The organism is Arthrobacter sp. HLT1-20, from assembly GCF_054510895.1.
Genome location: NZ_JBTNDR010000015.1, coordinates 31,305 through 51,874 on the forward strand (window position 1 = coordinate 31,305; position 20,570 = coordinate 51,874).

At 64.3% G+C, this 20,570-nt stretch carries 23 protein-coding genes; 12 read left to right on the forward strand and 11 right to left on the reverse strand.

Annotated elements, in window-relative coordinates:
- The first annotated feature begins 29 nt into the window (after positions 1-29).
- The 3 genes from map to ACX80Q_RS09980 all read left to right on the forward strand — a co-directional run bounded on the left by map (position 30) and on the right by ACX80Q_RS09980 (position 3,249).
- Positions 30-797, forward strand: coding sequence for a type I methionyl aminopeptidase (gene map, locus ACX80Q_RS09970; protein WP_459330375.1), 768 nt, complete (start codon positions 30-32; stop codon positions 795-797).
- 124 nt (positions 798-921) lie between these two features.
- Positions 922-1,728, forward strand: a complete 807-nt coding sequence (locus ACX80Q_RS09975) for a putative protein N(5)-glutamine methyltransferase (RefSeq protein WP_459330376.1) — start codon at positions 922-924, stop codon at positions 1,726-1,728.
- Positions 1,729-1,881: 153 nt separating this feature from the next.
- A complete protein-coding gene (locus tag ACX80Q_RS09980; RefSeq protein ID WP_459330377.1) occupies positions 1,882-3,249 on the forward strand; it encodes a glutamate decarboxylase in 1,368 nt (455 codons plus the stop codon).
- Positions 3,250-3,392: 143 nt separating this feature from the next.
- Here the strand turns inward: ACX80Q_RS09980 and ACX80Q_RS09985 are convergent, their stop codons facing one another.
- Positions 3,393-3,857, reverse strand: coding sequence for an SRPBCC family protein (locus ACX80Q_RS09985; RefSeq protein WP_459330378.1), 465 nt, complete (start codon positions 3,855-3,857; stop codon positions 3,393-3,395).
- A gap of 71 nt (positions 3,858-3,928) precedes the next feature.
- Entirely contained in the window at positions 3,929-4,084 is a 156-nt protein-coding gene (locus ACX80Q_RS09990; protein ID WP_459330379.1) for a hypothetical protein, read from the reverse strand.
- A gap of 177 nt (positions 4,085-4,261) precedes the next feature.
- On the opposite strand from ACX80Q_RS09990, the gene ACX80Q_RS09995 reads away from it, so the two are divergent.
- From ACX80Q_RS09995 to ACX80Q_RS10005, 3 genes are all read left to right on the forward strand, one after another.
- Positions 4,262-5,686, forward strand: coding sequence for a DUF4232 domain-containing protein (locus ACX80Q_RS09995; protein WP_459330380.1), 1,425 nt, complete (start codon positions 4,262-4,264; stop codon positions 5,684-5,686).
- Between the two features lie 59 nt (positions 5,687-5,745).
- Positions 5,746-6,669 (forward strand): oxygenase MpaB family protein, encoded by a 924-nt coding sequence (locus tag ACX80Q_RS10000; protein WP_459330381.1) that lies wholly within the window; start codon positions 5,746-5,748, stop codon positions 6,667-6,669.
- 61 nt (positions 6,670-6,730) lie between these two features.
- Positions 6,731-7,192 carry a DUF3817 domain-containing protein gene (locus ACX80Q_RS10005; RefSeq protein WP_459330382.1) on the forward strand — a complete coding sequence of 154 codons (462 nt, stop codon included), beginning with the start codon at positions 6,731-6,733 and terminating at the stop codon, positions 7,190-7,192.
- Positions 7,193-7,245: 53 nt separating this feature from the next.
- Here the strand turns inward: ACX80Q_RS10005 and ACX80Q_RS10010 are convergent, their stop codons facing one another.
- Positions 7,246-7,629: a winged helix-turn-helix transcriptional regulator gene (locus ACX80Q_RS10010; protein WP_459330383.1), complete on the reverse strand. Its 384-nt coding sequence runs from the start codon at positions 7,627-7,629 to the stop codon at positions 7,246-7,248.
- Between the two features lie 131 nt (positions 7,630-7,760).
- On the opposite strand from ACX80Q_RS10010, the gene ACX80Q_RS10015 reads away from it, so the two are divergent.
- From ACX80Q_RS10015 to ACX80Q_RS10025, 3 genes are all read left to right on the forward strand, one after another.
- Positions 7,761-8,402 carry an NAD(P)-dependent oxidoreductase gene (locus ACX80Q_RS10015; protein ID WP_459330384.1) on the forward strand — a complete coding sequence of 214 codons (642 nt, stop codon included), beginning with the start codon at positions 7,761-7,763 and terminating at the stop codon, positions 8,400-8,402.
- Between the two features lie 114 nt (positions 8,403-8,516).
- Positions 8,517-10,268: a sensor histidine kinase gene (locus tag ACX80Q_RS10020; RefSeq protein ID WP_459330385.1), complete on the forward strand. Its 1,752-nt coding sequence runs from the start codon at positions 8,517-8,519 to the stop codon at positions 10,266-10,268.
- Entirely contained in the window at positions 10,259-10,909 is a 651-nt protein-coding gene (locus ACX80Q_RS10025; protein ID WP_459330386.1) for a response regulator, read from the forward strand. Before ACX80Q_RS10020 ends, ACX80Q_RS10025 begins: the two co-directional genes overlap by 10 nt.
- Here the strand turns inward: ACX80Q_RS10025 and ACX80Q_RS10030 are convergent.
- Positions 10,844-11,413 carry a winged helix-turn-helix transcriptional regulator gene (locus tag ACX80Q_RS10030; protein WP_459330387.1) on the reverse strand — a complete coding sequence of 190 codons (570 nt, stop codon included), beginning with the start codon at positions 11,411-11,413 and terminating at the stop codon, positions 10,844-10,846. The two genes, ACX80Q_RS10025 and ACX80Q_RS10030, sit on opposite strands and share 66 nt — an antisense overlap.
- A gap of 59 nt (positions 11,414-11,472) precedes the next feature.
- Between ACX80Q_RS10030 and ACX80Q_RS10035 the strand changes: the two genes are divergently transcribed.
- Positions 11,473-12,903, forward strand: coding sequence for an MFS transporter (locus ACX80Q_RS10035; protein WP_459330388.1), 1,431 nt, complete (start codon positions 11,473-11,475; stop codon positions 12,901-12,903).
- Here the strand turns inward: ACX80Q_RS10035 and ACX80Q_RS10040 are convergent.
- Genes ACX80Q_RS10040 through ACX80Q_RS10050 form a run of 3 tightly spaced genes read right to left on the reverse strand, consistent with a single transcriptional unit; the run spans position 12,819 to position 16,081 of the window.
- Positions 12,819-14,240 carry a mycothione reductase gene (locus ACX80Q_RS10040; protein WP_459330389.1) on the reverse strand — a complete coding sequence of 474 codons (1,422 nt, stop codon included), beginning with the start codon at positions 14,238-14,240 and terminating at the stop codon, positions 12,819-12,821. The genes ACX80Q_RS10035 and ACX80Q_RS10040 overlap by 85 nt on opposite strands.
- Positions 14,241-14,244: 4 nt before the next feature.
- On the reverse strand, positions 14,245-15,465 hold the full coding sequence (locus ACX80Q_RS10045; RefSeq protein ID WP_459330390.1) for a YihY/virulence factor BrkB family protein: 1,221 nt from the start codon (positions 15,463-15,465) through the stop codon (positions 14,245-14,247).
- A 31-nt stretch (positions 15,466-15,496) separates the two neighbouring features.
- Entirely contained in the window at positions 15,497-16,081 is a 585-nt protein-coding gene (locus tag ACX80Q_RS10050; RefSeq protein ID WP_459330391.1) for a TetR/AcrR family transcriptional regulator, read from the reverse strand.
- 139 nt (positions 16,082-16,220) lie between these two features.
- Between ACX80Q_RS10050 and ACX80Q_RS10055 the strand changes: the two genes are divergently transcribed.
- Positions 16,221-17,255: an NADP-dependent oxidoreductase gene (locus ACX80Q_RS10055; protein ID WP_459330392.1), complete on the forward strand. Its 1,035-nt coding sequence runs from the start codon at positions 16,221-16,223 to the stop codon at positions 17,253-17,255.
- Here the strand turns inward: ACX80Q_RS10055 and ACX80Q_RS10060 are convergent.
- On the reverse strand, positions 17,252-17,473 hold the full coding sequence (locus tag ACX80Q_RS10060) for a hypothetical protein (protein ID WP_459330393.1): 222 nt from the start codon (positions 17,471-17,473) through the stop codon (positions 17,252-17,254). The two genes, ACX80Q_RS10055 and ACX80Q_RS10060, sit on opposite strands and share 4 nt — an antisense overlap.
- A 26-nt stretch (positions 17,474-17,499) precedes the next feature.
- On the opposite strand from ACX80Q_RS10060, the gene ACX80Q_RS10065 reads away from it, so the two are divergent.
- On the forward strand, positions 17,500-18,057 hold the full coding sequence (locus ACX80Q_RS10065) for a CGNR zinc finger domain-containing protein (protein ID WP_459330394.1): 558 nt from the start codon (positions 17,500-17,502) through the stop codon (positions 18,055-18,057).
- Between the two features lie 42 nt (positions 18,058-18,099).
- Here ACX80Q_RS10065 and ACX80Q_RS10070 read toward each other — a convergent pair whose 3' ends face one another.
- The 3 genes from ACX80Q_RS10070 to ACX80Q_RS10080 all read right to left on the reverse strand — a co-directional run bounded on the left by ACX80Q_RS10070 (position 18,100) and on the right by ACX80Q_RS10080 (position 20,556).
- On the reverse strand, positions 18,100-18,618 hold the full coding sequence (locus ACX80Q_RS10070; protein WP_459330395.1) for a hypothetical protein: 519 nt from the start codon (positions 18,616-18,618) through the stop codon (positions 18,100-18,102).
- 169 nt (positions 18,619-18,787) lie between these two features.
- On the reverse strand, positions 18,788-19,615 hold the full coding sequence (locus tag ACX80Q_RS10075) for an ABC transporter permease (RefSeq protein WP_459330396.1): 828 nt from the start codon (positions 19,613-19,615) through the stop codon (positions 18,788-18,790).
- The gene (locus tag ACX80Q_RS10080) at positions 19,612-20,556 is read right to left on the reverse strand and encodes an ATP-binding cassette domain-containing protein (RefSeq protein WP_459330397.1); all 945 of its coding nucleotides are present in this window, start codon (positions 20,554-20,556) and stop codon (positions 19,612-19,614) included. Before ACX80Q_RS10080 ends, ACX80Q_RS10075 begins: the two co-directional genes overlap by 4 nt.
- Positions 20,557-20,570 lie beyond the last annotated feature (14 nt).

Consider the following 20,570-nt stretch of genomic DNA (forward strand, 5'->3'; position numbering starts at 1 on the left):
CCGTCAAGACTGACATACCGGGGGATCCCATGGGCAAGATCAAGACAGCTTCTGAAATTGCGGCCATGCGTGAGGCCGGCCGGATTGTGGCCCATGCCCTGGCCGCCGTCAAGGCCCATGCCGGTGTGGGGGTGAGCTTGAAGGAGCTCGACGCCGTTGCCGCCTCCGTGTTCAGCGACGCCGGAGCCGTCCCCGCGTTCTTGAACTACCACCCGCGCTGGGCGCCTATCCCGTTCCCGGGCGTGATCTGCGCCAGCGTCAACGACGCCGTGGTGCACGGCATCCCCAATGGCTACAAGCTGGCCGACGGAGACCTGGTCAGTATAGACGCCGGCGCGTTCCTGGACGGCTGGTGCGGGGACTCGGCCATCAGCTTTACGGTGGGGCAGGCGCGGCCGGAGGATGTGGCCCTGATTGCCGCCACCGACGCCGCCCTGGTGCGGGGCATTGAGGCAGCCCGGATCGGGAACACCATGGGCCACATTGGCCATGCCATTGAAAAGCAGGCGCGCCGGGAAGGCTACGGACTGCTGGCGGACCACGGCGGCCACGGGATTGGCCGCGCCATGCATGAGGAACCGTCGGTCCCCAACGAGGGGCGTCCGGGCCGGGGCATGAAGCTCACCGAGGGCCTGGTCATCGCCATTGAACCCATGCTGATAGCCGGCGGGCGCGATGACTACCAGCACGGCAACGACGGCTGGACCTTGCGCTCGCTCAAGGGCAAGAGGGCCGCGCACAGTGAACACACCATCGCCATCACGGCGGACGGCCCGGTCATCCTGACGCTGCCCTAGGTCCGGGTTGCCGTCTTTTCGCACGCCCCCGGGCACCGGACCGCGTCCGAACAGCCCATGTAGCCGCCGGTCCCTGCCACGCCCCACTGGCGAAACCGCTGGTGGCGGCTACACACTAGATTCCATGGACTCATTTCGTGACCCGGAGAACGTCATTGCGGCCCTGCGTGCCGCTGGCTGCGTTTATGCCGAGGACGAGGCCGTCATCTTGTTGGAGTCGGCCGGCACCGGGCAGGAGCTGGCGGGGATGGTGGCGCGAAGGGTGGCCGGGATTCCACTGGAACAGCTGGTTGGCTGGGCCCGCTTTCATGGCCTGCGGATCGCAGTGGCGCCCGGAGTTTTTGTGCCCCGGCTGCGCACCGAATTCTTGGTGGGACGCACCCTGGACGTCCTGCGCACCCTGGATACGCGGTCTGGTTTCTCCGCGACCGGACCACTAGTGGTGGACTTGTGTTGCGGCAGCGGTGCCGTTGGTGCGGCTCTGGCCCACGAGATTGCCGGCCTGGAACTGCATGCGGCGGACATCGATCCGGAGGCCGTGGCGTGCGCCGCCACAAACCTGCTGCCCGTCCATGGGCAGGCCCACTGCGGCGACTTGTTCGCTGCCCTGCCCCAAAAGCTGCGCGGAACAGTGGACGTCATAGTTGCCAACGCCCCCTATGTGCCCACGGAGCAGATTGCGTTCATGCCCCCGGAGGCCCGGCTGCACGAACCACATGCCGCCCTCAACGGCGGAGCCGACGGCCTGTACATCCAACGCCGTCTGGCGGCCCTGGCCCCGGCTTGGCTGCGGCCCGGCGGTTGCCTACTGGTGGAGACCAGTGTTCGCCAGGGTGCCATGAGCGCGGCGATCATGGCCGCGAACGGCTTCACCGCCACCCTTTCCCACAGTGCTGAACTGGACGGCACGGTGGTCACCGGCCGGCTCTGAATGCTCCGCAAAGCCAGCCCCCGGCCGGCGCGAGCTGCCACGCAAAGCCGAGTGCCCGGCGTCGAACATCGTGGCAAGAGGCCCTGTCCGAATTCCCCAAACGCGGATAGCCTGACGTACTACACGGCAAAATCGCAACTTGGGGAGTAATGCATGAGCTTGCACAGGCACCACCACCAGCAGGGGCAGAACCTCATTGATCCTGCCTTCGACGGCGGCATCGGGGCGATCCCCAAGCACCGGCTCCCGCGGCGGACCCAGGATGCCGACGCCGCCCTGCGGTTTGTCCAGGACGAGCTCATGCTCGACGGCAATGCCCGGCAGAACCTGGCAACGTTCGTGACCACCTGGATGGAACCGCAGGCGTCGGTGCTGATCCAGGATGCGTTGGACAAGAACATCATCGACAAGGATGAATACCCGCAGTCGGCCGAGATTGAGCGGCGCTGCGTGAACATCCTGGCGAACCTGTGGAACGCGCCACCACCCACGGGGACGGCCGATGCCATGGGCTGCTCCACCACCGGCTCCTCGGAGGCGGCCATGCTGGCCGGGCTGGCCCTGAAATGGCGGTGGCGGGCGCGCCGGGAGGCTGCGGGGGCTGACGCTGGCAAGCCGAATCTGGTCATGGGCGCCAACGTCCAGGTGTGCTGGGAAAAGTTTGCCCGCTATTGGGATGTTGAGGCCCGCCTTGTCCCGCTCGACGGCGCTACCCACCTCACGGCGGCGCAGGCCGCAGCCGCCTGCGATGAGAACACCATTGGGGTGGTGGCCGTGCTGGGATCAACCTTTGATGGCTCCTATGAACCGGTGGCGGAGATTGCCGCGGCCCTGGATGCGCTGCAAGCTAGCACGGGGCTGGACATTCCGCTGCACGTTGACGCTGCCTCCGGCGGGTTCATCGCCCCATTCCTGGATGAGGGGCTGCTATGGGATTTTCGGTTGGCGCGGGTGAAGTCCATCAACGCCTCCGGCCACAAGTACGGTCTGGTGTACCCCGGGGTGGGCTGGGTTCTCTGGCGCAGTGCGGCCGAGCTCCCCGAGGATTTGATCTTCAACGTGGACTATCTGGGCGGTTCCATGCTCACCTTCGCCCTGAACTTCTCCCGGCCCGCCGCACAGGTCATAGCCCAGTACTACACCCTGGTGCGGTATGGCTTTGACGGGTATCAGCGCATCCAGCAGCGTTCGCGGGACATTGCCGCGGCCATCGCCGATGGTATTGAAACGTTGGGGTCCTTCACACTGCTGAGCCGCGGCACCGAGCTGCCGGTGCTGGCGTTCAGCCTCACGACGCCGGAGGCGTACACCGTCTATGACCTCTCCCATGAGCTGCGCAGCTTTGGCTGGATTGTGCCGGCCTATCCCATGCCGGAGGGGATGGCCCACGTGGATGTGCTGCGTGTGGTGGTGCGCCACGGCTTCACCTTTGACTTGGCGGGGATGTTTCTGGCTGACCTGGCCACCTCAGTGCAGCGCCTCTCCGGGAAAGCCCCGGACAGGGTGGCCTTCCACCACTAGCTGCAACCACGCGTTTTAGACCTCCGCTACCGGGGGACCCGCTTGGCTGCACGGCGTAAGTGATGCGCGGCACAACGGGTGGGCTGTGACACGGGCGCAAGCCCCGGTGGCGGCGGTGCGCATGAGCACAGTGCCCTTAGGGTTCAGGTGGGCGGGGCCACGGCCGTTGCGAGTTGGGCCAGACCCTTTTCAAAGTCGCCGCCCACCAGCTTGTCCATGTTCATGAACAGCATGAAAACCCGGCCCAGGCCCTTGTTTTCACCCGTCATGGTCCAGGTGACGCGGGTGCCGTTGCCCTCGGGGACAAACGTGAATGTGGTGGGGTTGACGGCCTTCATGGGCTTGCTGAATTCCAGCCGGATGCCAATTGTGGCAGGTTCCGTGGCTTCAAAAATCTCCATGGTGCCGGCCCCGGCCTTACCGTTGCCTTTCCACGCATACTTGGCTCCCACGCCCTCAACCGGGCCCGAGTAGCTGCGTTCCATGGCCGGATCCAAGCCCTCCCAGGGCGACCATTTGACCCATTCCCGGAAGCTGGTCACCAGCGGATAAATTTCCTCTGCGGGTGCCGGGATAAATGCGCTGCGGGAAACACTGAAACCTGTCATGGTCACAGCCTATGCCGCCGTCGCTGTTCTGTCTCCAGCGCGACGGCGGATTCCCTGCTGGGCGGGCACTGTCACTCGCTGCCGCCCTCGGGCCCTTCTGCTGCATCCTGGGAATGCATGCGAATCTCCGGCATGTCCTGGCCGTCAGTTCCTTCGGCCGCGGTCTCGCTGTGTTCACGAGACGTGCCAGCCATCTGCGGGTCCATTGATGCTGATGTGTTGCTCATGGCTACCTTCTCTCCGGCCCCAAGGACAAAAGCACCAAGGGCCTCACTCTCATTGTGAACCCCACAGCAGGCTTTGTCATGGGAAGGAAATGCGAAGGAATTACGGCGCGGCCCGTCGGCCGGAGCAGGCCCGTTAGACTCGACGCGGTAGTGCTGTGCAGGACACGGGGGGGACAGATGAAACACCGCAACAAACTGCTGGCCGCATGGCTGGCGCTCACACTGGTGCTTGCCATGGCGGGATGCCGTTGGGGCCCGAATGAGCCGCCGTCGAGCGTGCGGGAAGCAGGGGATGCCGCGGGGGAGTATGCCCGGTCCCTCAAAGGCGTGGCCGGTGTGCGGGTGTTCTTCGCTCAGCCCGGCCACGACCCCAAAGACCACCCGAGCGCGGCCGATGATGTGTCCACCTGGCTTGTCTCCATCCACCTGAAGGTGGCCACGGCAAGCGACACAAGGACGGCCGTTGCCGCGGCGCAGGCCCTCGCCGAACATGTGGCCGGGCAGCAGCAACGCTTTGCGTGGGAGGTGGGCATATCCGACGCCGATGAGGCAACAGGGGCCGGCGCCGAAGCTGGGGTGTACAGCTCCCAGGGCCCGGCGCCGATCACGGCACACTACTTTGCCGTTGCCCGGGAGATTGGCGCGCTTGCCGGAGTGGAGCGGGCCACGATGGACCACGACGGGGTGGTGTCCGTGACCACCACCGGCTTTGAATTCCTGAAACCCGTGAGCACCCATTTGGTGGCGAAACAGCTTACCGCGGGCACCCTGGTGGTGTCGCAGGGACGGGCACGGATAGCCACCGACGGAAAAGCCCTGGGGGCTGAGCTGACGGAACTGGTGACAAAACTTGGCACGCACTTCGCGGCGGCCAGCATTGATGTGGACGCCCGGGCCCTGTCCGGGCAGCCCAGGCGGCGCTTGACCGTCACGGTGGACAACACCAGCCAATCCCAGCCCATCCTTGAGCACCTGCGCAGCACATCCCTGCGCTACACGCCGGGTGACGCCGTGGTTACAGACTTCATCATCGCGGAGAAGGACACAGGCCAAACACTTGTCAGCGGCACCCTGAGCTACGTGGGGCAGCAGCCGCCCCCGCCACCCGTTGACCCGCAGGCCGGGCCGCCCACCTATGCGCCGCCGTCCTATGTTCCGGCACCCCCGTGCACGGTGGGGCAGCTGGCTGCCACCATGAAAGGGCGGGTTGAGGCGGCGCTGGGGCACCGGGCCATGACCCTTCTGCTGACAAACACCAGCGCCACCCGCTGCTCCATGGAGGGGTATCCCGCGGTCAAGTTCTTCGCGGACGACGGCGCCCCCATTCCAGTGACGCTGACCCATGGTAGCTCCTACATGTTTTCCGATCCCGGCCCTGCTCCCATCAGCCTGGCGCCGGGTGGAACAGCCACGGCAAGGCTGGCCTGGGGCGCCAACTCCACCACACAGGGGCACATCCTGCCCGCGGCCATGGCGGTGGCACCCAGCGAAGGGGAGGGGTTCACGGCCACCCAGGTGCTCACGGACACGCCGGACATTATCAAGGGAAGCGAGCTGGAAGTCTCGGCCTGGGATTGGCCGGACGCACCCGTTTTTCGCTGACACGGCATCCGCCGGCGGCACCCATGCGCCCACGCAGGAAATGGGACAGACTAAGGGGTATGGAAAACGTCCTGACCCGCTGGCGCAGGGAATTACGCGGCACCTTCAGCAACAACTCGGCAGATATCCCGCAGTGGGAACTTGACCTGGAATTGGGCAACGACGGAGGTTACTTTGGGCCGGACTCGGCCGCGTGGGCCGTCCATGGCTCAATGACCACCCTGGTGGCCGGGATCCAGTCCCTGCTACTCCAGGCCCTGCACCCGGGCGCGCTCGCAGGCGTTCACGACCACTCCGACTACCGTTCCGATCCGCTGGGCCGGCTGGCAGGAACCATCCGCTGGATTTTTACGCTCAGCTACGGCAGCACCACGGCGGCGCAGAGCGCTTCGGCAAGGGTGTTGCGCATCCACGAGCATGTGCGGGGGAGCTACACCAGCAACAGTGGGGAAGAGCGCCTCTACACGGCCAATGACCCGGACCTGCTGCGCTGGGTGCACCTGGCCTTCACCCAGGCATTCCTGGCCACCCACCAGGCCTACGGCGGGCCCATCCCCGGCGGTGCCGACGCCTATGTGGCCGACTGGGCGGTGGCGGGCGCCCTGATGCAGGTGGAAAATGCGCCCGTGACAGTCAAGGAACTTCGAACTCAACTGGCGGCCTTCACGCCTGAGCTGCGCTACGACCGCCGGGTGGCCGAAACCGTTGCGTTCATCCGGAACCCGCCGCTGCCGCGGTCCCAACAGCTTGGGTATAAGGTGCTGTTTGCGGCGGCTGTGGCCACCCTGCCGCCGGAATACCGTGAACTGTTGACGCTGCACACTCCACGGCTGGGTCCCATCCCGCTTCCGGTGAGGTGCCCCACCAAGGCCGTGCTCGCCGTCGTGGGCTGGAGTTTGGGGGAAACCGGGCCCAGTGAGAAGTCGGCCCGGGCACGCCGGAAGCGGCTGGGCCTTGAGAATACTCCCAGCAACCACGGCTAGGCTTGGGATGGCATTTTTGCCCCCATGACCTCACCCACTATCCAAGGACTGCAGAGCGCCCATGTCGCCACGTACTTTTTACCGCACAGTAGCCATCGCCGAGGCCGTCACCTGGACGTTGCTGATCACCGGCATGATCCTCAAATATGGTGTGGGCGTGGGTGACTGGCCGGTCAAGGTGGGCGGGTTTGCGCACGGCCTGGTGTTCATTGGCTATGTGACCACAGCCGTCCTGGTGGGTCTGAACCAGCGTTGGCCCAAGCGCCTGATTGTTGGCGCGGCTGCCACGGCCTTTGTCCCGTACCTGACCATCCCCTTTGACAGGTGGCTGGAAAAGAACAACAAGCTCGACGGCGAATGGCGCACCACAGCGACCAGCCACCCCCGCGACGGCCACTGGGTCCAGGTGGTGCTGCGTTGGATGCTGAACCGGCCCGCACTGCTCAGCGTGGTGTTTGTGGTGTTCGTTGGCGGCATCATGGCCACCATGCTATTCATCGGCCCTCCCGGCGGCCGCTCGTAGCCGGACCGGGCTCCGGGTGGCACTAATCAGCACCTTGCTCGGTGCGGGCCAATTCAGGGCTTGGGCAGTTCAGCCTTGCGGACATCGTATTGATTGCGCGCTGCCATGATGGTCGGCATGTGCGCCTTGGTCCAATCCTCCAGAGCCTTCATGGGCCCTTGCAGGCTGGTGCCGGCGTCAGTCAACTGGTACTCCACCCGGGGTGGGATCTGCGCGTACATGGTGCGCGTGACTAGACCGTCGCGCTCCAGGTTGCGCAGGGTCTGCGTGAGCATCTTCTGCGAAACGCCGTCCACGCGTTCGGCAAGTTCCGAGAACCGCAGTGGACCCTTGGTCAGCGCACCAACCACCAGCACGGTCCAGCGGTCCCCAACGCGGTCCAGCACCTGCCGGGACGGGCAGTTGCGGTCGTAGGGATCCCACTCGAACTCGGTCATTTTCTACTCCTTGGCCATTTCATTGATTCCAGTATATCAATGTGCGCAACTCTCCTATGGCGTGTTACTCTCTTTTAGAGACCATTGGCCACTTCGGGCCAATGGTCGTCACTCAGCAAGGAGAATGCATCATGGCAAAGGTCAAAGTTTTGGGTGGAACCGGATATGCGGGAAGAAACATTGTCAAGGTGGCAGTAGAGCGCGGCCACGAGGTGACTTCCTACAGCCGCAACCTTCCTGCCGAGCCCGTTGCGGGTGCCCGCTACGTGACTGGTTCGGTGTTCGAGCCCGCCTTCCTGGCCCACGTGGTGGCCGATGCCGACGTGGTGATTGAGACCCTCTCGCCGCGCGGAGATCTCGCCGGCAAGCTCGAGGGCGTGGTTGCCGAGCTCAGCGAGTTGGCACAAAACGCGGGAGTTCGCCTAGGTGTGGTGGGCGGCGCCGGTTCCTTGTTGGTAGCCCCGGGCGGCCCCAAGCTCATGGACGGCGAGTTCCCGGTCGAATTCCTTCCCGAAGCCACCACGGGGGCTGCGCTGCTGGAGGCGCTTCGGGGCAGTGCGGAAGAGCTGGACTGGTTCTACGTGAGCCCAGCAGCGTCATTCGGTGCGTGGGTGCCGGGGGAGGCAACAGGAACCTTCCGCATTGGCGGCGATGTTCTTTTGGTTGACGCCAGCGGCAATTCCAACATCTCGGGCGCCGACCTTGCGGCAGCCCTAGTGGACGAAATTGAGACCCCAGCACACCGCCGGGCACGTTTCACTGTGGCCTATTAGACCAGCCCAAGAGACCGGACGGCGCCCGGCCGGGAACCCCGATCGGGACACGTCTCGGAACGGTGCGCCGCGCGCAGCTCGCTGCGGCTGCCAATAGGGATTAGATTGGACACCATGCCACATAGGGGAGTGCGGTCCAACCTTGCCAAGTCTCTGGACCGCTCACTCATCGTGGTCTTGTGCGCCGGAGTGGTGCTGGCTGCCATTGAAGCTGCACTGCTTCCCTTGCGGGGGCCGGCCGGCCATATTCTTGTCCTTTTTCCCCTGGTGGTCCTGGCGTACTTCGGTGCCGGTGTCCGGGCCTGGTACCGCCGCCCGGGGAACCGTTTCGGTGTCTTGATTGTGGCCGGCGGCTTTGCCGTTTTCCTCGGTGGCCTGGCCAATACCGGGATCCCGTTGCTGGTGGCGGCGGGGTGTGTGGGTGCCACCCTGGTGCTGGCCGTGATGGTGCACCTGCTCCACGCGTTCCCCTCGGGTCGGGTCCACGGGCGGATCTCGAAAGTCACTGTCATGGCCGCCTACGTAAATTCCCTGCTGCTGCAGTCGCCCAGCTACCTGTTCACCCACGATGGCCCGGCGCCGTTCCTGGTGATTGCCCACTACCCCGACCTGGCGGCCGGGACTGACCGGCTCCAGCAATGGCTGGGCACCGCCGTCATGCTGGCCACCGCGTTTGTCTTGCTGCGGCGGCTTCGCCAGGCCGACGGCGAGAGGCGCAAGGTCCTGCGCCCGCTGTTCGCCTACGGTGCCTTCGCCGTACTCTTTGTGCCGTTCGGCGCTGGCGTCCTGGTGCCCCTGCTCGGCATTGCGCCGGAGGAGCTGCTGGGGTTGCAGCTGCTGGTAATAGGCGGCATTCCCCTAGCCTTCTCCCACGGGATCCTGCGTGGCGGATTCGCCAAGACAGGGGAGCTGGAGGAGCTGGGTTCATGGCTGGGTGCCTCCGGGGGTGCCCGGTCGGCCCTGGCCGGCGCCCTGTCCAGGACGTTGGGGGATCCCTCGCTTGGCCTGTCCTTCTGGGTTCCCAAGCGCGGGGTGTTCGTCAATGAGGAAGGTGCCCCCATTGCCCCTTTGCTCGCTGATTCCGGCCGGGGCCAGGTAGAGATTGAGCTGGGCGGGCGGACGGTGGGCGCCATCCACTACGACGCCTCACTCATCGAGGCAGCGGAGCTGGTCCGCACGGCCGGGCAGGTGGTGGCCATCGCGGTTGACCGGGAGCGGCTCTCCGCGGAACTGCGCGAAAGTCACGGAGCGTTGCAGCGCTCGCGTGAACGCCTGGTCGACGCCGCGGACCGGGAACGGCGCCGCATTGCCCAGGATCTCCATGACGGCCTGCAAATGCATTTGGTCCTGCTGGCCTTGGAGGCGCAGCAACTGGCCAATGCGCCCGGAGTGGATGCCGCAACAAAAACACGGGCAACGGCGCTTCGCCAAGGCATCGACTCGGCGGCGGCAGATCTGCGCCAGCTGGTCCACGACGTCATGCCGGCGGCACTCATCGAGCGCGGCCTGGTCGCGGCAGCGGAAGACCTAGCCGACAGGATGCCCATCACCACCTCGCTGGAACTGGATGTGGACGGGCAGTCCTGCCCATCCGCCGTCGAAAGTACAGCGTATTTTGTGCTGGCAGAGGCGCTCACAAACACCATGAAGCACGCCCACGCACGCCGTGCCTGGGTGGGGCTGACCATAAAGGATGGATGGTTGCGGTTGGAAATCAATGACGACGGCGTGGGTGGGGCGAGCCTCAACGACGGTAAGGGCCTACGTGGGGTGGCGGACAGGGTGGATGTCCTGAATGGCTACTTCATCCTGGTGAGCGAGCCCGGTGCCGGCACCGCCCTGGTGGTGGAGCTGCCATGCGAGTAGTCATCGGGGAAGATGAAACCCTGCTGCGGCACGGGCTGCAACTTGTCCTTCAGGAGGGCGGCTTTGAGGTGATCGCCGCAGCGCGGGATGCCGCCGAGTTGGAGGAAGCCGTTGCCATCCACCGCCCGGAACTGGTCATCACGGACATTCGCATGCCGCCAACGCACACCGATGAGGGCCTGGTGTCCGCCCTGCGCATCCGCCAGGAACATCCGCAGATGGCTGTGGTGGTCCTCTCCCAGCACATGCAAAGGAGGTACGCGAACGAGCTGCTGGCGTCTTCCGAGGGCAAGGTGGGCTACCTGCTCAAGCAGCGGATCGCCGATGTGGAGACATTCCTGGCTGACCTCCGTGAGGTGGCGGCCGGCGGCACGGCCCTGGACCCCGATGTGGTGGCGCTCATGGTGGCGCGCGCCAAGTTGTCCGACGGCGCGGTCCGTTCGCTTACGCCGCGCCAGCAGGAGGTCCTGGCGCTGATGGCCGAGGGGCGCAGCAATTCCCGGATCGCCGCCGAGCTTGTCCTGAGCGAAAAGGCCGTGGTGCAACATACCTCGCGCATCTATGATGCCCTGAATTTATCGCTCGACGGCGACTCCCACCGGCGCGTGCAGGCGGTGATGCGCTACCTCAGTCACAGTTAGGGATGCGCCGGATGAGGCCGTTCCCGCGAGTGGCCGAGGTACTTGGTCGGCATAGATGGGCCGGATCCACGAGACATTTCCGGTGGTCAGCATTGCGCCGCAATGGCTGCAAGCCTCACCGCGGGAGCTCTGGTGTTCGCAGTTGCGGCAGATGATGGCGAGCCGGTGTTCGTGGCCTTCGCTGGGGGTGTGCTTCTGCGCCCAGAGTGTGTAGGCGTGCAGGATGGGCAGGGTGTCCGCGCCGGCCTCTGTGAGGTGATACTCATAGCGACGGGCACGGCCTTCTTGGTAGGGGGTGCGGACAGCCAGCCCCTCTTCGACCATGTATTTAAGGCGTTTCGCCAGAATGTTGTCCGCCGCGCCCACCTGTTCGCGAATCTGGTCAAAACGGTGGACTCCGGCCACCAATTCACGCAGGATGAGCAGCACCCAAGGATCCCCCACGGCATTGATACCGCGCGCTATGGGGCAGGGCCGCGCTGACCAATCGGAACGCAGAACCATGGAATTCTCTTTTCGTTAGACGCTTGCTTAAAGCAAGTCTAGCCCCTTAGGGTGGAAGAATGAATAGCTTTCCTCAAGCAAGTTACGTGCGTGGCCAGCGGTGGCTGCTGACAGCGACGCTGGCCGCCAGCGTCTTGGCGTCCCTGGACTTGTTTGTGGTGAACCTGGCGTTCGCCTCAATCAGCGACAGTTTTCCTGATGCGGCGCCGCAAACCATGCAGTGGATCTTGAACGCCTACGGCATTGTCTTCGCTGCACTACTGGTCCCGTCCGGGCGCCTTGCGGACAAATTTGGCAGGTTGTCCCTGTTCCGGTTCGGGCTGCTTGCTTTCGCCGCGGGATCACTGCTGGCCGCAATTGCCCCCGAGGTTTCCTGGCTCATCCTGGCGCGGGCGGTGCAGGGGATGGGGGCTGCGTTGGTTGTGCCGACCAGTTTGGCATTACTGCTGGCCAGCTATCAACGGCCCCAGCACAAGCAAATGATTTCCATCTGGAGCGCCTGTGGCTCCGTGGCTGCTGCGGCGGGACCCGTGCTGGGCGGACTCCTGTCCGAATACAACTGGCGCTGGATCTTTGTGATCAACGTCCCCATCGCCATTCTTGCCGTGCTGGTGACGGTTTCCATGAAGAAGGAACCCCGGCTGGATGGGAAACTGCCTGACCTTGTGGGCGTTGCCCTGCTCACTGTGGCGATTGGGTCCATGGTGGCTGCCTTGTCCTATGTCAGCGAGTGGGGTGTGGGCAGCCCATACCTGTGGGGCCTGGCGGGTGCCTGTGCTGTGGCTTTCGCCTGGTTTGTCCGGCGGTGCCGCACGCACGCCTCGCCCGCCGTGGAGTTGCAGGTTTTCGCACAGCCCTCCTTCGGTATCGCCGCCGTGGGCATGGCCGGATTCTATGTTGGCTTCGCTGCCATGCTGCTTGGCGGCAGCTTATTCCTGAGCAATGTGTGGGCGTGGAACCCCATGCTTGCCGGCATTGGCTTCGCGGCGGGGCCCGGCACCGCCGTGGTTGCCGCGCTGATTGCGGGGAAGACGCGACTGGCTCCGCATTGGCTGGCCGGGATTGGCGGCGGCTTCTTTGTCCTTGGCGGGGCACTGTGGTTCTACTTCCTAGATGAAAGCGCCCAATACTTCCCCGTGATGCTGCTGGGGCTCATGCTGACAGGTGCCGGGGCTGGAATAGCGCAAACGGGATTCCTGGCAGGCGGCGTCAGTGCACTTCCCGCTGCTGCGTATGCCACAGGAACCGGCGTGCTCAACACGGCCCGGCAAATCGGCAGCGCACTGGGGGTAGCGGCCCTGGTGGCCATCACCGGGGCGGGAACTAACGCCGAAAGCTACCGGTTGGTCTGGCTTGTCTTGGCGGCCTCCGGGCTGGTGGGGATCGTCTCGGCGATGTTGATTCGTCAGTCGCGGGGAGGTGCTGATCGGCCCGTCGGTTCAGGCAAGCCCAGGAGCGCATTCTCAACAAGCTCGCTCAACGCAGGGTGAATCCAGTACTGCCCCCGTGCCACCGAATGGGCGCTCTGGCCGAAGGCCATGGCATGGATGAGGGGCTGGATGATCGTTGCCGCCTCAGGGCCAACAATGTGGGCGCCAAGCAACTGGCCGGTGGCCGGGTTAGCCAGTACCTTGAGGAAGTGGTCCTTGTCCTCCCGGGCCCACCCTGCGGCTATGTCCGCGTACTTCTGGGTTTTCACGGCATAGGGAATTCCTGCGCTGTTTGCCTGCCACTCGGTCAGCCCCACGGAGGCGATTTGAGGATCGGAGAAGACCGCGGCCGGGATGAAACGGTGGTCTGCGGGCATCATGGACCCGGCATGGATCAGGTTGTGCTGGACCACCCGTGCCTCGTGGTTGGCAACATGCTTGAGCTGATGGGCGCTGGACACATCCCCCAAGGCAAAGATCCCGTCCACACTGGTGCGCTGGTACTCATCAACAACCACCCGCCCGGCGCCGTCCACGGCAATGCCAGCGGCCTCCACACCCAGGTTGTCGGCATTTGATTGCCGGCCAATGGCAATGAGCAGCAGCTCAGCGGCGACGGTTTGGTGGCTGTGAGGTCCCCTGACCCTAAGCGCCACGCCAGACCCGCTTGCCGTGACTTGTTCAACAGTTGAATTCAACAGCACGTCATAGCGGGCGGCGGCTTCCCTGGTGAAGAGTTCGGAGACGTCGCTGTCCTGGTTGCGCAGGAGTGCCGGGCCACGGGCAATTTGCGTTACTGCCACCCCGAACGACGAGAAGACGTGGGCGAATTCGGCCGCGATGAAGCCGCCACCAACGATGGCGATGCTGGCGGGCAGTGCGTCGATCCGCATGATGGTGTCGGAGGTGTGGGCGGTCACCCCGGGATCGTCCAAGCCCGCAATGTCAGGCAGCACGGCACGGGAACCTGCCGCCAGCACAAACTTCTCTGCCGTGATCACTTCGGTGCCGCCGTCGTGCAGGGAAATGCTGAGCTGTTTGGGAGCGGTGAACCGCCCGTGGCCGGCAAAAACACTGACATTGGCACACTCGGGACCCTCGCGGTAGGCCCTGCCCGCGGCCTCAACCGCATCGATTCGGGCAAAGATCCTGTCCCGAATTCCCTGCCAATCCACTGCGTTGAGCTGCGAATCGATGCCCAGTGCACTGCCGTGCCGTGTGGCGTCGGCAAGTTCGCCGGGATGGACAAACATTTTGGTGGGAATGCAGCCAACGTTCAGGCATGTTCCGCCAAAGAGATTGTCCTCAACGATGGCTATGCGAAGGTGGCCCAGCTCGGGGCAGGGAATGGAATTGCCGGAACCGGTTCCAATGATGACAAGGTCAAAATGCGCCATGGGCTCAGTCCTTGGAGGTGGCTTGCTTGGGTTTGGGTGAATCCCTGTGGCGACGCCTACGCAGGGCCACGACGGCGGCCACGGCAGCCCCCGCGCCAGCGAGCCACAGCAGGACATTCTTCTCCGGGTTGGTGGCAGGCTCTGAAAACTCGGAGTCCGGAGCAAATTTTTCGCGCAGGTCCCTGCCCTGGGTGACCAGCGAAAGCTCTTTCTCTTGCTTTTTCAGGCTGGCCCTGATGTCGCGGGGAGGCAGCTGAATTTGGGCCTCGGCCTTGATGCCCGACTGCAACTGCCTGCCGCGTTCAAGCTCGGCATCCACCTGGGCGCCCAAGAGCAGCGCCAGGTTCAGGATCCACAGCCACAGCAGCAGCACTATGACGCCGGCAATGGTCCCGTAGGTTTTGTCGTATTTAGCAAAGTTGGCCAGGTAGAGACCAAACCCGGCCGAGGCCAGCACGGCGGAAACGAACGCCACGGCAGCGCCCACACTGATCCAGCGGAACTTGGGCTGCTGCACATTGGGCGTGAAATAATACAGGATAGCAATGAGGGCAATGGTGAGCAGTCCAATCACCGGCCACTTTGCGGTGTCCCAAATGGTTACGGCGGCGTCGCCCATGCCAATGGCGTCACCGAGCACCTTGGCGACGGGCCCGGAGACCACCAGTAGCAGCGCAATGGTGGCTACAAGCAGTACGGCGGCGAGTGTCACCAGCAGCAGGGCCGGGCGGAGCTTCCATACGGGGCGGCCCTCGTCGGTGCCATAGATCCGGTTCATGGCCCGGCTGAAGGCGCCAACGTAGCCAGACGCCGACCACAGTGCGGTGAGCAGACCCAAGGCAAAGGTCCACCCGGCTGCCCGGGAGCTTGCCAGCTGCTTCACGGGTTCACTGATGGTCTTCACTATTTCCGCTCCGCCTAGCTGGCCCACCAAGTCCAGCATTACCTGGGTGGTTTGTTCCGCCTGGCCCACCAGCCCCACGATGGAAACAAGTGCCAGGATGGCCGGGAACAGCGACAACACTCCGTAGTAGGTTAGCGATGCTGCCATGTCGGTGCAGCCGTCAGCGCTGAACTTGGCCAGGGAACGTTTTGTTATGTACTTCCATGACTGTGTTTTTAGTTCGTTGACGCCCTGTAGTTTGCGCGCATCCTCTGGATCCGGGGCGGCCACCTGCCCCGTCGCGGAGCCGGTGCTTTCGGGGGACTTCTCTTGCGAGCTCATACCCAACGACACTACCGCGTTGGCGTGGCATTCAGCCCTGAAGCAGTTCCAGGGCCGTGTCCACCGTTGCCAGTGCCTGGGCGTTGTCTATCCGGGAGAGGGTCATGGCTGCAATGACCAATGAGGTGAGCACTATTGCCAGTTGCTGGCGGGCGTTCGCCTCAAGGCTTGGCTGTTGGGCGGCAAGGCCAAGGTTTAGCGCGGCATTGAGTTCCTGCCGGTACCCCGCAATGGCAAGGCTCACGGCGGAGTCGTTGGCGATGGGTGCGCCGGCCGCGTTCAGGAGTAGGCAGCCGTTGCCAGCTGGCAGCGAGTCGCTGCGGGCTAGGGCGGCACGCAGGCCGGTGAAGTAGTCGGTGACGGCATCCGGGGCAACGGTTGCGGCGTTGAGAGGGCGCAGCCGGGGTTCAATGATTTCGGCAAGGTAGCTCTTGATGGCGGCATCGAAGAGACCCCGCTTGCTGCCAAAAGCGTTGTAGATGCTGGAACGGCTGAGCCCCGTGGCACGCTCAAGGTCGGGAAGCGAGGCGTCCTCGTAGCCATGCTCCCAGAACACTGTCCGCGCGGAGCGGACTGCCTCGTCAGTGTCGAAGGCCTGTGTACGTCCCAATGTCATCCCTCATTTTGTGAACCGTACGGTCCAATATATAGTGGACTGGTCATTACATAATATGCCAAGTCCGGGGTCTGCGGGAACGCTGAGCTCCGCAAGGCAACAGCCAGGCGCCTCCAGTTTCCACAAGAAAGGTCACCCCGTGATCACTTCTACCAGTACGCAAATTCAACTCGCTGCCCGCCCCGTGGGATGGCCGCGCCCCAGCGATTTCGCGACAGTGGAGATTGAGCTGGGGGAGCTGGCCCCAAGTCAGATCCGCGTTGTCAACGAGTTCATGTCCGTTGATCCCTACATGCGTGGCCGCATGAGCGCCGCCAAGAGCTACGCGGCGCCGTTTGGCCTGGACCAGACGATGACGGGCGGTGCCATTGGTCGCATCGTCGAGTCCGCCCATGAGGCCTTCCCCGTGGGCTCGGTGGTGCTCCACCAGTTCGGCTGGCGAGACGTTGTCCAAGAAGACGCTGCCGGCTTCAAGATTGTTCCGGAGATTCCGGGCATGCCCCTCTCGCTGTACCTGGGCATTCTCGGCATGACCGGGTTCACCGGCTACGTTGGCCTGACGGCTGTTGCCAAAATGGTGCCCGGGGACACGGTGTTCATATCCGGCGCCGCCGGTGCCGTTGGCACGGCCGCTGGCCAGATAGCGCGCCTCCTCGGTGCCGGCCGCGTCATCGGGTCCGCCGGCACGGATGAAAAGGTTGCCCTGCTCACCGAAAAGTATGGCTACGACGCTGCGTTCAACTACAAGAGCGGCCCCGTCCGCGAGCAGTTGGCTGCGGCAGCGCCCGAGGGAATCGACGTCTTCTTCGACAACGTGGGCGGCGAGCATTTGGAGGCGGCCCTTGACGTGTTCAACCCGGGTGGCAGGGCGGCGCTGTGTGGTGCCATTGCCGGATACAACTCGACCGAGCGCAAGGTTGGGCCGGACAACATGGTCAACATGATCACCCGCGGGCTTTCCCTCAAGGGCTTCACCCTGGGCAGTTACCTTGACTTGGCACCGGAATTCAATGAACACATGACGGCATGGTTCGCGGCAGGAAAGATCGCCTACGACGAAACGGTGGTGGACGGCATTGAGAATGCCGTTGATGCGCTCCTGAGTATGATGCAGGGCGCGAACACGGGCAAAATGGTGGTCCGCACAGCAGCCACGGCGGATGTTATCAGCTAAGCCACATGGCCAGCGGTCACCTCCTTGCTCACTGCGATGGCGGCGCTGTTGGGTGAGGTGCGCAGTTCCACCCGGCGGGCGCCGCAGGGGGCCGGGCACAGCATGTACAGGACGCGCCCCTCGCTGCTTGTATGTGCAGACTCGATGGTCCAGCCGTGCTGGTGGGCTGTGTCTTGCCCGGTGGATGATTCCGTATCAGGGGTCATGGTAAAGGTCATGCAGCCCACTATGCTGTAATGGTCTTATGCATCTCAACCCTTACGGTGAATACGCTGTCCTGCTGGCGGCCTCCCTGGCCAATGACTTTCCGCCGGACAGGGCAGGCCTCATTGAGCGGGTGCGTGATTTTGGCATGACCATGGACTTCACGCCCGAGGAGCAGGACCATCCATTCGTTCGCCGGGTGATCGAGAACTGGCTGGCTGTTGTTGATGCGCCCAGCCCGGGGGAGCGTGCGGCCCTGCTCAACGCCCAGATGGCGGCCGCAGCCGCCTACCCGCGGCTCACCGACCACAACGGCGAGGGTTGGCACCTCCACTACAGGGATGAAAACCAGACGCTGGCCCACGTGCTGCGTGCCGTCATCAGCGTTGGCACGGCCCTGCATTTGACCACACGGGGCATGACCCGGCTGGGGCGGTGCGCGGCCGGGGCGGCGCCTGGGGATCCGTGCTCCGCAGTGGTGGTGGATGTGACCCGCAACGGCCGCCAGCAATACTGCTCCGTGCGGTGCGCCAACCGGGCCGCAGTCCGCCGGCACCGGGCGCGCACGGCAATCCGCACGAGCCGGCGCGCCGGATAAACCCGCTCCAGACAATGTCAGGGTGCGGGATCGCGATTTCGGCTATTTCTTGCCCTTTTTGTCGTCAACAATCCCGCCAATCAGGCCGCCGATGGCTCCGCCCAAGACGCCGCCAGCGGGACCCCCAAGAAGCGATCCGATCCCGGCCCCAATCCCGGCAAGACTTGATCCGTAGCTGACCCGGGCCATGGTGACGGTGGTTGACCCGTCGGGATCGTCGGAGATCTCAAAAGATCCCAGGGCCGCCGATGCAACCACCAGGGCCACCGGGCTGGTCTTGGGTTGTGCCAGCATTTTGCTGTAGACGTCCCGTGTAGCAAAGTAGGCGCGTTGGGGATCTCCCTTGGGCTCCCCGGCGTCGTAACCCGTCTTGTACAGCCCCAAGAGGGTCTCGGCTTCCTTGTCTGTGATGAGCTCAGCCGCGGTCAGCCTGGCGAGGATGGCCTTGTGCTCGGCAACATAGTCTCCCTTGTGTTCGGCCATGACCTGCCGCGCTTCCTTGCGTACGGCATGCATCAATTCTGGCAGTCCCACAATGGCGGTTGGTGATAGTTCCATCATGCACCTCCTGGTTACGTGCTGATATCAGGGTACGCCGGTGCGCAGCGCAACAGAATGGGTGTCAGTGATGTATTCGCGCCACCCGTTCCGGCTGCTTTTGTTTCGTGACTATGCAGATAATGCCCTCTCAAGCCATTGAGAGGGCATTATCTGCATAGTCACCGCTGGGTTAGCGCACCGATTTCCGCTCGTAGATGGCCATGGACCAGAGGTAGCCGGCAACGGCAATTGCCACGCACCAGCCCAGCGCCAGTGCGGCGTTCCACCCGATCGGGGTGCCCAGCAGCAGCCCGCGAAGAGTCTCAATGACGGGTGTGAACGGCTGGTAGTCAGCGAAGCCCTGCATCCACCCCGGCATGGAGTCAGTCGGCACAAAGCCGCTGCCCAGCATGGGCAAGATGACCAGCAGCAATGGCAGGTTGCTGGCCGTCTCCACAGACTTCGCCTGGATGCCCATGGCGACGGCGAGCCAGCTGATCGCGTAGGCGATGAGCACCATCAGGCCGGCGGTGGCCAGCCATTCGGAGGCTCCGGCGTTGGGCCGGAAACCGATGGCCAGGCCCACGCCCAGTACCAGTGCCACGGCGATCAGTGTTTGGATGGTGTTTCCCAGAACGTGGCCGGCGAGCACCGAGGACCGCGAGATGGCCATGGTGCGGAACCGTGCCGTGATGCCCTCGGTCATGTCCATGGACACTGTGGTTGCCGTGCCGCCAGCCCCGCCGGCAATGGTGATGGCCAGGATGCCCGGCATGACGTATGCCAGGTAGGCGGCACGCCCGCCGGCCGGGTCAACGCCGGGCAGGCCGGCGCCGAGGGTGCCGCCAAACACAAACACAAACAGGAGCAGGATGACCACTGGCCCCATGATGGTGAACACTGACAGGCCGGGGTAGCGGATCATGTGCAGCAGGTTGCGCCGCAGCATGGTGACTGAATCGGTGACGACATGGGACTTGCCCGCAGCGTGTGGACGCGCGGCGTTGATGGTGGTCATGACGGTACTTCCTTCGACTCGACCCGGCCGGTGAGTGCAAAGAACACGTCATCGAGATCCGGGGTGTGGATGCTGAGGTCCGCGACCTCAAGGTTGGCCGCATCAAGACTGTCCAATACCGTGCGCAGTGCGTGGACGCCGCCGTCGCTGGGCACCGTGAGCGCCAGGGCGGCTTCGTCAGGGGCGGACCCCCTGAGCAGGTTTGCCGCGAAGTGGAGGGCCGTGGAATCGGCGAAGCGGAGCTTGATATGGCCACCGGGCACGAGGCGCTTGAGTTCATCCGGTGTGCCGTCCGCCACGATCCTGCCGCCGTCGAGCACCGCAATGCGGTCCGCAAGCTCGTCGGCCTCGTCCAGATACTGGGTGGTGAGCAGGACGGTGGTGCCTTCGGCGACCAGGCTGCGCACAATGTCCCACATGGTGTGGCGGCTGCGCGGGTCCAGACCGGTGGTGGGTTCGTCGAGGAAGATCACCCGCGGGGTTGCCACGAGGGTCATGGCCAAATCCAGGCGCCGCCGCATCCCGCCCGAATAGCTGGCTAGCGGCTTGCGCGCTGCTTCGACCAGGTCAAACTGTTCCAGGAGCTCGGTCACCCGAGTCTTGGAATGCTTGGCGCCCAAGTGGCGCAGCCTGGCCATCAGCAGAAGGTTTTCCTCGCCGGTGAGCAGGTTGTCGACGGCGGAGAACTGGCCTGTGAGGCCGATCTGGGCCCGCACGGCGTCGGGATTGCGCACCACGTCGGCGCCGGCCACCGTGGCGGTGCCGCCGTCGGGCCGGACAAGGGTGGAAAGAATGTGCACGGTGGTGGTTTTGCCGGCTCCGTTGGGACCCAGCAGGGCGGTGACTGTACCTGCGTTGACTGTGAGGTCGACGTCGTCAAGCACCACCTTCGTGCCGTAGGATTTCCGCAGTCCGCGGACGTCGATCGCTGGAGTGTTCATGTCATTTCTCCTTC

Bases quoted from the DNA above. Each gene is read 5' to 3' on its own strand.
- map (WP_459330375.1), top strand. From the start codon at position 30: ATGGGCAAGATCAAGACAGCTTCTGAAATTGCGGCCATGCGTGAGGCC.
- ACX80Q_RS09975 (WP_459330376.1), top strand. From the start codon at position 922: ATGGACTCATTTCGTGACCCGGAGAACGTCATTGCGGCCCTGCGTGCC.
- ACX80Q_RS09980 (WP_459330377.1), top strand. From the start codon at position 1,882: ATGAGCTTGCACAGGCACCACCACCAGCAGGGGCAGAACCTCATTGAT.
- ACX80Q_RS09985 (WP_459330378.1), bottom strand. From the start codon at position 3,857: ATGACAGGTTTCAGTGTTTCCCGCAGCGCATTTATCCCGGCACCCGCA.
- ACX80Q_RS09990 (WP_459330379.1), bottom strand. From the start codon at position 4,084: ATGAGCAACACATCAGCATCAATGGACCCGCAGATGGCTGGCACGTCT.
- ACX80Q_RS09995 (WP_459330380.1), top strand. From the start codon at position 4,262: ATGAAACACCGCAACAAACTGCTGGCCGCATGGCTGGCGCTCACACTG.
- ACX80Q_RS10000 (WP_459330381.1), top strand. From the start codon at position 5,746: ATGGAAAACGTCCTGACCCGCTGGCGCAGGGAATTACGCGGCACCTTC.
- ACX80Q_RS10005 (WP_459330382.1), top strand. From the start codon at position 6,731: ATGTCGCCACGTACTTTTTACCGCACAGTAGCCATCGCCGAGGCCGTC.
- ACX80Q_RS10010 (WP_459330383.1), bottom strand. From the start codon at position 7,629: ATGACCGAGTTCGAGTGGGATCCCTACGACCGCAACTGCCCGTCCCGG.
- ACX80Q_RS10015 (WP_459330384.1), top strand. From the start codon at position 7,761: ATGGCAAAGGTCAAAGTTTTGGGTGGAACCGGATATGCGGGAAGAAAC.
- ACX80Q_RS10020 (WP_459330385.1), top strand. From the start codon at position 8,517: ATGCCACATAGGGGAGTGCGGTCCAACCTTGCCAAGTCTCTGGACCGC.
- ACX80Q_RS10025 (WP_459330386.1), top strand. From the start codon at position 10,259: ATGCGAGTAGTCATCGGGGAAGATGAAACCCTGCTGCGGCACGGGCTG.
- ACX80Q_RS10030 (WP_459330387.1), bottom strand. From the start codon at position 11,413: ATGGTTCTGCGTTCCGATTGGTCAGCGCGGCCCTGCCCCATAGCGCGC.
- ACX80Q_RS10035 (WP_459330388.1), top strand. From the start codon at position 11,473: ATGAATAGCTTTCCTCAAGCAAGTTACGTGCGTGGCCAGCGGTGGCTG.
- ACX80Q_RS10040 (WP_459330389.1), bottom strand. From the start codon at position 14,240: ATGGCGCATTTTGACCTTGTCATCATTGGAACCGGTTCCGGCAATTCC.
- ACX80Q_RS10045 (WP_459330390.1), bottom strand. From the start codon at position 15,465: ATGAGCTCGCAAGAGAAGTCCCCCGAAAGCACCGGCTCCGCGACGGGG.
- ACX80Q_RS10050 (WP_459330391.1), bottom strand. From the start codon at position 16,081: ATGACATTGGGACGTACACAGGCCTTCGACACTGACGAGGCAGTCCGC.
- ACX80Q_RS10060 (WP_459330393.1), bottom strand. From the start codon at position 17,473: ATGACCTTTACCATGACCCCTGATACGGAATCATCCACCGGGCAAGAC.
- ACX80Q_RS10065 (WP_459330394.1), top strand. From the start codon at position 17,500: ATGCATCTCAACCCTTACGGTGAATACGCTGTCCTGCTGGCGGCCTCC.
- ACX80Q_RS10070 (WP_459330395.1), bottom strand. From the start codon at position 18,618: ATGATGGAACTATCACCAACCGCCATTGTGGGACTGCCAGAATTGATG.
- ACX80Q_RS10075 (WP_459330396.1), bottom strand. From the start codon at position 19,615: ATGACCACCATCAACGCCGCGCGTCCACACGCTGCGGGCAAGTCCCAT.
- ACX80Q_RS10080 (WP_459330397.1), bottom strand. From the start codon at position 20,556: ATGAACACTCCAGCGATCGACGTCCGCGGACTGCGGAAATCCTACGGC.